The 10726-nt window shown below is 74.5% G+C and carries 10 protein-coding genes; 2 read left to right on the top strand and 8 right to left on the bottom strand.

Going from position 1 to position 10726, the window contains the following annotated elements:
- Nucleotides 1–210: 210 nt before the first annotated feature.
- Nucleotides 211–1260: a polysaccharide deacetylase family protein gene (locus AB0L06_RS01360; RefSeq protein WP_500228905.1), complete on the top strand. Its 1050-nt coding sequence runs from the start codon at nt 211–213 to the stop codon at nt 1258–1260.
- Here the strand turns inward: AB0L06_RS01360 and AB0L06_RS01355 are convergent.
- Nucleotides 1257–1586, bottom strand: coding sequence for an MGMT family protein (locus AB0L06_RS01355; protein ID WP_500228904.1), 330 nt, complete (start codon nt 1584–1586; stop codon nt 1257–1259). The two genes, AB0L06_RS01360 and AB0L06_RS01355, sit on opposite strands and share 4 nt — an antisense overlap.
- A gap of 101 nt (nt 1587–1687) precedes the next feature.
- Between AB0L06_RS01355 and AB0L06_RS01350 the strand changes: the two genes are divergently transcribed.
- Nucleotides 1688–3142 carry an MFS transporter gene (locus tag AB0L06_RS01350; RefSeq protein ID WP_500228903.1) on the top strand — a complete coding sequence of 485 codons (1455 nt, stop codon included), beginning with the start codon at nt 1688–1690 and terminating at the stop codon, nt 3140–3142.
- Between the two features lie 22 nt (nt 3143–3164).
- Here AB0L06_RS01350 and AB0L06_RS01345 read toward each other — a convergent pair whose 3' ends face one another.
- The 7 genes from AB0L06_RS01345 to AB0L06_RS01315 all read right to left on the bottom strand — a co-directional run bounded on the left by AB0L06_RS01345 (nt 3165) and on the right by AB0L06_RS01315 (nt 10526).
- Nucleotides 3165–4010: a helix-turn-helix transcriptional regulator gene (locus tag AB0L06_RS01345; RefSeq protein ID WP_500228902.1), complete on the bottom strand. Its 846-nt coding sequence runs from the start codon at nt 4008–4010 to the stop codon at nt 3165–3167.
- 86 nt (nt 4011–4096) lie between these two features.
- Nucleotides 4097–5344, bottom strand: a complete 1248-nt coding sequence (locus tag AB0L06_RS01340) for a S8 family serine peptidase (RefSeq protein WP_500228901.1) — start codon at nt 5342–5344, stop codon at nt 4097–4099.
- Complete coding sequence (locus tag AB0L06_RS01335) at nt 5338–6150, bottom strand: hypothetical protein (RefSeq protein ID WP_500228900.1); 813 nt, start codon at nt 6148–6150, stop codon at nt 5338–5340. Before AB0L06_RS01335 ends, AB0L06_RS01340 begins: the two co-directional genes overlap by 7 nt.
- A gap of 30 nt (nt 6151–6180) precedes the next feature.
- Nucleotides 6181–7371 carry a S8 family serine peptidase gene (locus tag AB0L06_RS01330; RefSeq protein ID WP_500228899.1) on the bottom strand — a complete coding sequence of 397 codons (1191 nt, stop codon included), beginning with the start codon at nt 7369–7371 and terminating at the stop codon, nt 6181–6183.
- Complete coding sequence (locus AB0L06_RS01325) at nt 7359–8090, bottom strand: hypothetical protein (RefSeq protein ID WP_500228898.1); 732 nt, start codon at nt 8088–8090, stop codon at nt 7359–7361. The genes AB0L06_RS01330 and AB0L06_RS01325 overlap by 13 nt, the downstream gene beginning before the upstream one ends.
- Before the next feature lie 49 nt (nt 8091–8139).
- Entirely contained in the window at nt 8140–9699 is a 1560-nt protein-coding gene (locus tag AB0L06_RS01320; RefSeq protein ID WP_500228897.1) for a S8 family serine peptidase, read from the bottom strand.
- A gap of 14 nt (nt 9700–9713) precedes the next feature.
- Nucleotides 9714–10526 carry a hypothetical protein gene (locus AB0L06_RS01315; RefSeq protein ID WP_500228896.1) on the bottom strand — a complete coding sequence of 271 codons (813 nt, stop codon included), beginning with the start codon at nt 10524–10526 and terminating at the stop codon, nt 9714–9716.
- Between the last annotated feature and the right edge of the window lie 200 nt (nt 10527–10726).

The following is a 10726-nucleotide window of genomic DNA, read 5'->3' as shown; positions in this document are numbered from 1 at the left end:
GGAACGACAGAGCGTCGTGAGATCGTCACACACTCGGGGGCGGGAGCGGGCGGCAACGTCGATCTTCGGCATGGATTCAGCTCGCATTCAGCATCTTTCCCGTTGATTCGGGGGTTTCATCGGGGCCCCGCGGGCACGTTGGCGGTACGGTGCCCGCACATCGACCGCCCGCGGACCGACGCCCGCGGGCCGACGACCACGTTCGAAGGGGTGGGAACGACGGACCCGCGCGACCACGGCCAGACCCCCGATCCGGACGCGACCCGCGGCGAACCGGCCCCCGGCGCTCCCGCTCCGGACCCCGCCGCCACGCCGGGGGACGCGGAGACGCCCCGGCCCGGATCCGATCCGACCCGGCAGGACGTGCCGCTCCCGGACGGCGCGTCCGGCTTCTCGGACACGCGGGTCGGCGACCCCTCGCTCAGGCCGCCGCCTCCGCCCGGGCGGCGGATCAGCCGGCGGGCGATGCTGTTCGGCGGCATCGGCGCCGCCGGGCTCACCGCGGTGACGGCGTACGCCGCGGACGAGATCTTCTCGCGCGGATCGTCCGTCCGGCACAGCGCGGGGCACGCCGCCGGCATGGCCGGGCCGCGCCCGAGCGTCCCGGCACAGCGCACGGCGCCGCCCGCGAGCTGGACGAACGCGCCGATCCAGTCGAGCCGGACGCCCCTGTTCGACCTGCGCGAGCTGACGCCCCCGGCGCCGCCGACGGCCGTCACGCTGACCATCGACGACGGCCCGCACCCCGTCTACACGCCGATGATGCTCGACCTGCTCGCCGAGAACGGGATCAAGGCGACGTTCTCGCTGATCGGCATGCAGGTGAAGATGTTCCCGAAGCTCGTCGCGCGGATCGCGGCGGACGGGCACCAGATCTCCAACCACTCGCAGAACCATCCGAGCCCCTTCACGGCGATCGGGCACGACCGCATCCGCCGGGAGATCATCGAGGCGAAGGAGCGGATCGAGAACGCGGCCGGGTTCTCCCCGAGGTTCTTCCGCTCGCCCGGCGGCGACTGGAACCGGTACGTCTTCGAGCAGTGCCGGAGCCAGGGCATGATGCCGATCGCGTGGAACATCGACCCGCGCGACTGGTCCCGTCCGGGGACGCCGCACATCCGCCGCGCGATGCTCGCCGCGAAGGCCGGGGACGTCCTGCTCTGCCACGACGGCGGCGGCGACCGCCGCCAGACGCTCGAGGCGCTCCGGACCGTCCTGCCCGCCCTCAAGAAGCGCGGGCTGACCTTCGTGACCCTCTAGCCCTCGGGCCGGTCCTCGAGGTCCGGGCCGTCCCAGCGGGCGCGGCGCATGTCGACGCGGCGCCCGTCCGGACGGAGCGGGGTGCCCTCGACGCGGTACTCCTCCATCGCGCGCACCTCGTGCCCGGACGCCGGGCTGCCGTCGGCGCGCACCACGCGCCACCAGGGAACGCCGCCGCCGAACAGCGACATGACCCGTCCGACCTGGCGCGGACCGCCCACGCCGAGCATCTCGGCGATGTCCCCGTAGGCGAGCACCCGGCCGGGCGGGATGCGCTCCACGGTGTCGAGCACGAGCTCCGCATACTCGTCAGGTTCCGACATCATCCGGGGATTCTCCCGCACCTCGGCGGCGGAGCCTGCACCTGACAGTGGTACCCCCAGCAGCGTTCTGGTTGGCCGCCTCCGGGGAGCGCACCGTAGTCCCCATGGCGACCTCCACCGACACCGCGGGGCTCGGACTCCGCGGGTGGCTCATCCTCCTCACGCTCTGCGGCGCGACGTTCATGACCGGGCTCGACTACTCGATCGTCACGGTCGCGCTCCCCGAGATCGGCCGGAGCCTCGGCTTCGCGAGCGCCTCGGACCTCCAGTGGGTCGCGACCGCGTCCCTGCTCCCCACGGCCGCGCTGATGCCGCTGTTCGGCCGCGCGTCCGACATGCTCGGACGGCGGCGGCTGTTCATCGCGGGCGTCGTGATCTTCACCCTCTTCTCCCTCCTCGCGGGGCTCGCACCGAACCCCGGGCTGCTGATCGCCGCGCGCGCCGGGCAGGGCGTGGCGGCGGCGATGATCGGCCCGACCGCGCTCGCGCTGATGACCGCCGCGTTCCCCGAGGGGCCGCAGCGGACGCGCGCCCTCGGCGTCAACGGCGCGCTGCTCTCGCTCGGGTTCGTCATCGGGACGATCGGCGGCGGCCTCATCACCAGCGGGCTGAACTGGCGCTGGACGATGCTCATCCTGTTCGGCATCGGCGCGCTGGTCGTGACCGGCGCGGCGACGGTCGTGCCGGAGCCGTCCGGACGGTCCCGGGCACGGCTGGACGTCCCGGGCGCGATCCTGGCGAGCGGCGGCCTGTTCGCCCTGGTCTACGGCATCTCCGACGGCGGCCGGGCGGGCTGGGGCAGCGTCCGGACGATCACGACCCTGCTCGTCGCGGCCGTCCTGCTCGGCGCGTTCCTGGTGGTCGAGGCGCGGCACGCGGCCCCGCTCGTCCCGCCGCGCCTGCTCCGCCGCCCGACGGTGAAGTGGGGCATGACGGTCGGGCTCGTCACGTTCGGGATGTGCGGCGGCGCGACCCTGCTGCTCAGCCTGTACATGCAGGACGTCCTCGGGTACTCGCCGCTCGCGACCGGCCTCGGCTTCCTCGGCGAGGGCGCGGCGGCGCTGCTCGGCGGAACCCTCGTGGCCCGGCTGATCAACGCGCGCGGCACGGTCGCGACGATCGTCCTCGGGCTGACCGTCCAGGCGCTCGGCACCGCCGCGATGGCGCTCCTGCCCGCACACGGCGGCCTGGTCCTGCTGCTGGCGTCCTCGGCCGTCATGGGGTTCGGGCACGTCCTGACCGTGGTCGCGGCGATCACCACGATCACCTCCGGCCTGGACGAGGCGGACCAGGGCGTCGCCGGGAGCCTCGCCCAGATGCCCACCTTCGTCGGCGCGGTCGGCGTCGCCGCCCTGACCGCCGTCGCGTCCGCCCGGACCGCGGCGCTCGCCCCGTCCACGACCAAGGCCCTGGCGATGCTCGGCGGCCTCCACACCGCCTTCCTCACGGCGGGCGCCGTCGCCCTCCTGGGCGCCGTGGCGGCCGCCCTGCTCCTCCGCAAGGCCATGGGCACGGCAGCCGAGCCCGCCGAGCCCGCCGCCGAACTCGCGGCCCGGTGACCGCCGCCCTTCGCCGCCCCCGCTACTCGGCGGGGGCGGCGACCGTTTCCGCGAGCCGCCGCAGCCGCTCCTGGGACGGCGATCCGGCCTCGGCCTGGAACAGCGTCACGCCCTGGCCCTCGTCGTCGGGGGTCCGGAGCAGTTCGGCGGTGAGCGTCATGAGGCCGACCTCCGGATGCCGGTACTCCCGCGAGATGGACGCGCAGTTGCTCACGGGATGCTCGGTCCACATCGCCTTGAACTCGGGGCTGAGCGCCAGAAGCTCCTCGACGAGCGCGGTCAGGCCCTCGTCCCCGGGGAACCGGCTCAGCGATCCCTCCAGGTAGGCGATGTCGTCCTGGGCCTTCTGCTCCCAGTCGGGATAGAGGGCGCGGGAGAACTCCGTCTCCAGGAAGTCCATGCGGACGAAGTTCGGCTTCTCGTCCGCGTCGAAGTCCCAGTGCGGGGCCAGCAGAGCGTGCGCGGGCCGGTTCCAGGCCAGGAAGTCGCCGCGGCGGCCGACCGCGACGGCGGGGACCTCGGTCATCGAGTCGACCATCATCCGGATGCCGGGCCGCAGGCGCTCGGGCGGTGCGCTCCCCCGCGCCCGCGCGAGCCGGGCCAGCCGGAGCATGTGGGCGGACTCGTCGGTGTCCAGGCGCAGGACGCGGGCGATGGCGTCCAGGACCTCGTCCGAGACGTTCGGGCTCTGCCCCTGCTCGAGCCGCGTGTAGTACCCGACGCTGACCCCGGCCAGCGGCGCCAGCTCCTCGCGCCGGAGCCCGGCCACGCGCCGGTGCCGGAGCCCGGGGTTCAGCCCGACGTCCTCGGGGGCGACCCGGGCGCGCCTCGACCGCAGGAACTCGCCAAGTGCAGAAGCGGGATACATGCCGTCAACTCTTCCAAACACTCATCTCCCGCAAAAGGGACCGGCCCGGCAGGACGCGCGTCCGCGCGCCCGCCGGGCCGGCTGAGTCACGCCTCGTCCGGGACCGGAGGCGGCGGCACCGCCTCGTCCCCGACGGCCGGACGGCGACGCACGATCAGCCAGACCGCGGCCCCGATCATCAGCACCCCGACCCCGGCGAGAACCCCGAAGCCCCCGAACCACGGCAAGGTGACCGGCACCGCCCGCACCCGCCCGGGTGCCTTCCCCCCGAAGTGCGCGTTGCCGGCGACGGCACGGTCGGCCTTCTCAGCGGGCGGAGGCCGCTTGGCCATGGTCGCGGCCTTGGTCAGCGCCCCGGACGCGTTGAGATAGCCGAAGCCCAGGTCGGTCGTGTAGTGCCCCTTCGGGTGGCGCGCGGACGACGTGATCGCCTCGGTGACCTGCGCGGCGGTCAGTTTCGGGTATGCCGCGCGGACCATGACGGCCGCGGACGCCACGAAGGCGAGCGCCGGTCCGTCCCCCCAGAACGTCCAGCTGCCGCTGCCGTCGCTGCCGACGCCCGGGAACCGGTCGCCGTAGGCGGACACCAGCAGCGCGCTGGACGCCTGGGAGTACTTGTCGTAGCGGTCGCCGTTCCGGTCCACGTCGCCGACGCCCAGTACGCCGGGCGTGCTGGTGAACACGCCGGGCTCGTTCGGCTTGCGGATTCCGACGGGGGCGACGACCAGGACGTCCTTCGACTGGGCGTACGCGATCGCCATGGCGGCCCTGCCGCGGTCGTACATCCAGCTCTCGGCGACGGCGATGACGCGGGCCCCGTGGTCGACGGCGTAGCGCATGCCGTCGCCCAGCGCGCGGTCCAGCCTGTCCGAGGACACGGACCGATCCGGCCCGCCCGGGCCGTCGTCCGGCTGGACGCGGACGGGCAGCAGTTCGGCGTCCTTGATCAGGCCGGGCAGCGCCAGCTCCCCGGCGTCCGCGATCCCGCCCTCCCCGCCGAACATCACCGACGCCAGCAGGGTGCCCTGTTCGCGCTTCGGGTGGGCCGTGCGGATGAAGTCCTTCTCGTCCTGGACGTGGACGCCCTTGGCGAGGACGTCCGCCACCCCGTCCGACAGGAGCGCGATCTTCGTCCCGCCGCCGTGGGTCTGCCGACCGGCGTCCCGCAGGTCGCGCAGCATCTGCTTCACGCTCGGGTCCAGGGTGTCCGCGTGTGCGGCCGGTGCGAGCGGCGGAGCAAGGACGGTGGTGAGCGCCGCCGCCAGCGCGGCCGCGAGGCCCCGACGCAGGATGCGGGTGCGGCCGTGGGTGCGGCCGTGGGTGCGGGTCAGCATCGCACGCCCTTCCGGAGGCAGGGCGTGTCGTCGCCGGCGAACTTGGCCATGATCTGGTCCAGGATCTCCGGCGCGAACTCGAGGTTCACCAGCTCGCCCGGCTTGAGGCGGCCCTGCGGGAGCAGCGTCCCCTCGGCTCGCAGGAAGAGGTAGGGCGTGTGGTTGGTCATCGACTTGAGCGACTGCCGGGACGCGTCGTCGAAGCGCTCGACGGCGGTGCCGGGGAACGTCGCGACGCGCAGGCCCGCGCCGGAGGCCCCCTTGCCGCCGGTCAGCCCGGCGAGGCCGGTGGCCGCGTCGTCGGACGACCCGCTGTCCGGGAAGACGGCGACGCCGACGGCGAGGGCGCGCGTTCCGCTCGGGTCGAGGTAGGTCGCCCGCAGGACGGTCCTGCAGCCGTGCTTGGTGAGGATCGCCGCCGTGGGCTCGTCCACGGCGGCGGCGCAGGTCCCGGGCGCGGCGATGCCGACCCGGTGGACCTGCGCGAGGGTTCCGGACGGGTCGTCCTCCTTGGCGAAGCGGACCCGTTCAGGGAAGAGGTCGGCCGCGGGGATGCGCTGCCAGCGGGTGGCGAGCTCTCGGGTTCCGGCCTTGTCGATCTCGGCCGCGGTGGGTTTGCGGACGAGCTGGTAGGCGATCGCCCCGCCGCCGCCCGCGAGGGCCAGGAGGCCGAACACCAGCAGCAGGGTGATGGCCGCGCGGGGACGACGGCGGTTCTTGGGCTGGACGGGCGCGGAAGTGAGTGAGGGCCCGTCCTGGGCTTGGAGGGGCCCGTTGGACTCCTCCACTGAGGGTATTTCTGACACAAACCGGACTTTAACCGGAACCCATTCCGCTCAGTCGCTGAATGTCATATACGGTCGATACTTAAGGATGGTTACGGACAGGACCAATCCGGCCAGGGCGAGGACGCAGGCGACCGAGCACCCCACGATGAGCGGCCCCGGATGCCGGACGACCCGGACCCGCGACCGGAGGTCGACCGCACGGTCCGGGGCCGCGCCCAGACCGGCCGTCCGGGCCCCGACCAGGGAGTCCGACGCATCGAGCGCGGCGGCGGCGTTCACCGGGCCGAACCCGACACCCAGGTCGTACCCCCCGGACGGACGGCTCCGGGCGCTCTCGACGAGCGCCTGCGCGACCAGCGCGGGCGGCATTTTCGGATGTCTCGAACGGATGAGCGCCGCGATTCCGGACACGAACGCCGTCGCGGGGCTCGTCCCGTCCCCGATCCAGTACCGGTCGCCGGGGCCCGCGCCGATGATCCGGACGCCGGGCGCCGACAGCACGACCGCAGAGTTCCGGTTGGAGAAACCGGCGTGGCGTCCGCCGGAGTCGACGGCGGCGACCGAGATCACGCCGGGGAAGGACGCCGGGTAGGTGAACGGCGCGCGGCCGTCGCCCTTGGCCGGACGGTCCGCGCCGCCGTTGCCCGCCGCCGCGACCACGACCACGCCCTTGCTGATCGCGTAGGCGACGGCGTCCCGCTCGGCCGGGAGGGGGTACGCGCGGCCGAGGGACAGGTTGACGACGTCCGCGCCGTGATCGGCGGCGTAGCGGATGCCGCGCGCGATCGTCCCCTCGTAGCGCTTGTCGCCGCCGAACGTGCCGTAGCCCGGCTCGTCCCGTTCGAGGACGACCCGCACCGCCAGGACACCGGCCTCGGGAGCGACGCCCATCATGCCGTCCGCGTTCCCGAAACCATGGCCGTGACCTGCGATGATGGACGCCATGTTGGTGCCGTGCAGCCGCTTGGGGACGGTCCCGGACGGCGCGGCCCCGGCGGTGTAGTCGGGCCCGGTGACGACGCTCCCGGCGAGGTCCGACTGCGACGCGTCCACGCCGGAGTCCAGGACGGCGACGGTCACGCCGCGTCCGCGCGAGGCGGCCCAGGCGCGCGGCACGTCGAGCGATTCCAGGACGGGCGCCATCTCGTCCCGCACCCGGTCGGCGTGCGCGGGCTCGACGGGAAGCACGCAGGTCAGCGCGGCCGGCAGGACGGCGAGGAGGATCCTCAGCACACCCACTGCCGCTCCCCGCAGCGGACGGCGGCGGGCGCGGCGAGGGGACGCAGCACGCCCTCGACCAGCTGCGGGCCGAGCTGGGTGAGATCGTCCTGGAGCTGCCTGGCGCGCAACGTCGGACGCCCGTCGGCGTAGCCGACCGTGGCGGCGACCAGGTACGGGCCGCGCTGGGCGAGCGCCGCGGCCTGCCGGGACGCGTCGCCGAACCGTCCGGCGACCGAGCCGGGGAAGCCGAGCGCGCGCAGTCCGGGCGCGACCGCGCCGTGGCGCGGGAACCAGGGGGCGGCGGCCCGCGCGGACGGCTCGTCCGGGAAGGCCACGACGCCGAGCGTGACCGCGATCCCCTGGAGCTGGTCGAGGTAGGTGGCGCGCAGGGCGCCCCGGCAGCCGCGCACGGCCAGGGACGGGCCGAGCGCCGCGTCCACGGCGTCCTGGCAGGTCGTGGACGGGGCGATGCCCACGCGGCGGGCGTACTCGGGGCCGCCCTGGTCGAGGCTGTAGCGGAGCGCGCCGGGGAAGATCCGTCCGGCGGGCCAGGCGCGCCAGCGTCCGGCGAGCTCGGCGGACGACGCGGCGGAGCGCTCGGCCGCCGTCGGCCCGCGCAGCAGCTCCCGCGCGAGCCGGGCCCCGGCCGCGACGAGGACGGCCAGGCACACGACGGCCGCCGCCTGCAGCATGCGCCGGGATCCGAACCCGGCCGTCGTGATCTCGGCACGGGCCACGCAGCGGAGCGTAGCCGATCAGACGATCTTGAAACGACGTCCGGCCACGTCAGTGCCGAGGCGGCGCACCCCAGATCGGCGGCGGCCCCTCCGGCGGCTCCCCCTGAGACACCACACCCTCCGGCTCCACAGGCCCACCCTGCGGCGGCACGTACCCCGACTCCGCAGGCGTGCCCTGCGGCGGCATGTACCCCGGCTCCGCAGGTGTGCCCTGCGGCGGCATGTACCCCGGCTCCGCAGGCGTGCCTTGCGGGGGCATGTACTCGGGTTGCGCGCCCGGCGAGGGCATGGCCTGCGGCGATGCGCTCTGCGGGACGATGACCTGCGGTGTCGGCGGGGGCGCCATGCCCTGCGGGTGCGGGGTCGGCGGCGGCGTGGACGACCTCGGGTGGCGGCGGGCGAGCGTCACGGCGATCGCGACGGCCGCGGCCGCGCCCCCGACGGCTCCCAGGATCACCACCACGATCACGATCTTCGCCCAGGCCGGACGCGGGATCACGGTCACCGGCCGGGGCTCGCCGCCCGCGCCGAACCGGGTGCCGTCGGGCTTGCCCTGGACGTCCTTCGGGATCGCGGCGAGCCGGTCGGCGGCGTTCAGCGCCTTCACCGCGTTCACCTCGCCGTGCCCCAGGGACGCGTCGTACGACGCCCCGCCGTCCGGCGTGCTCGCGACGAGCGCCTGCGCGACCAGCGCCGGGGCGAGCCTGGGGTGCTTGGAGCGGATCAGCGCCGCGATCCCGGAGACCAGCGCGGTCGAGTCGCTGGTGCCGTCGGTGACGTAGTAGGCGCCGTGCTCGGGGCCGACGCCGGGAAGGCTCACGCCGGGCGCGGCGACCAGCACCGAGAAGTTCCGGTTGGAGAAGCCCGCGCGGACGTGCCTCTGGTTCGTCGCGGCGACGGCGATCACGCCCGGGTAGGACGCCGGGTAGGAGTAGGGCGCGTAGCCCTTGCCGTCGAAGCCGCTGCGCTTGTCGCCGTCGTTGCCGACGGCCGCGATCACGACGACGCCCTTGGAGACGGCGTAGCCGATGGCGTCCCGCTCGTCCGGCTGCTCGTCGTAGCGCCCGATGGACAGGTTGATCACGTCGGCGCCGTGGTCCACGACGTAGCGGATCCCGCGCGCGGTCGCGCCCTCGCCCTTGTCGGTCGTCTTGTAGGTCCGGTAGGACGCGTCCTCCGGCTCGGCGATGGCCCGCACCGCGAGGATCCTCGACTTCGGCGCGACGCCGATCACGCCGTCCCCGCCGCCCGGCCCGCGGCCCTTCCCGGCGATGAGCATCGCCATGCTCGTGCCGTGCAGCCGGGCGGGCTTCGTCCGGCCGTCGACGTTGGCGAGCATGTCCGGACCGGTCGTGACCTGGCCCGCGAGCTCCGGCTGGCCGGTCTGGACGCCGGAGTCGACGATCCCGACGGTGACCCCCGCCCCGCGCGTGATCTTCCACGCGGACGGCACGTCCATCGCGGTGAAGGCGGGCTCCTGGGCGTCCCGCACGGGATCGGCCCACGCCACGCCCGCCCCGCCGGGCGACCCGCTGAACGATCCGGCGCCCGTCCCGGCGAGCGGCCAGGCCAGCGCGAGAGCCGCCGCGACCGCCCCGGCCCGTCTCACCGAACGCCTCAAGATCAGCACTTCCATTCGGGGCGGGAGCAGTCGGGCATGGCCTGGGCGCCGAGGGTGTGCGCGATCTGGCGGGCGAGCTGCGGGGCGACCGCGAACGGAAGGTTGGGACGGCGCTCGGCGACGGACGCGGCGGGCCGTCCGTCGGTCTCGCCGGACGAGGTCAGCACCAGGTAGGGACCGCCCCGGTCGGCCGTGGAGTCCTGCCGGACGGGGTCGGTGAACTTCGCCGCCGCCGTCCCGGGGAACGCCACGGCCCGGACGCCGTTCCTGACCGGCGTGCCGTCCTTGTCGGTCGGCGTCTGCTGCAGGACGCGGTCGGCGGTCGTGGCGTCCGGCAGGACCGCGATCCCGACGGTCACCGCGACGCCCTGGATCTGGTCGACGTAGGTGGCGCGGAGCACGGCCTTGCAGCCGTTGCGGCCGAGGACGCCCGCGACGGACGGGTCGACGGAGGTCGCGCAGTCGGTCTCCGGCGCGATCCCGACGCGGCCCGCGTACTCGGTCCGGCCGCGCCGCACGTCGTAGGCGATCCGGTCCGGGAAGATCCGCTCCACGGGCCACGCCTCCCAGCGGCGCGCGACCTCGGCGCGCGCGGCGGTCTGGAGTTCGGCGTTGGTCGGGCCGCGGGTCAGCGACCTCGACGCCGACACCAGCGCGATCCCGCCGACGAGGGCGAAGACGCAGCCGAGGGCGGCGGCCACGAGCATCCACTGCCGCGCGCGCAGCCCGAGGACGACGGCCGGCGGTGGCCCCGGCGGCTCCGCCGGGCGGCCGTGGAGGGGCGGAGGCTGCTGTACGGGGGGCTGGAACGCCACAACCGGAAAGGCTAACCCGGCGAAGTACCGATCCAGCCCATCTCACAGGGAACCCTCAGATGTCCGGCAACTTCCAGAATGCCGTGTGAGGCGTCCCACCTGGGCAGTCGCTGCCGGGAATGCCCCGGGGCATGGCAAGGTTGTCCCGTGAGAGGACGATGGCGTCCGCCCCCGTAAACCGCAACGCGTCAGCACAGGAG

The organism is Spirillospora sp. NPDC052269 (genome assembly GCF_040679435.1).
In the GTDB taxonomy this organism is placed as follows: domain Bacteria; phylum Actinomycetota; class Actinomycetes; order Streptosporangiales; family Streptosporangiaceae; genus Spirillospora.
The sequence above is the reverse complement of the archived record's forward strand: the minus strand, read 5'-3'. Positions and strand labels throughout refer to the sequence as shown.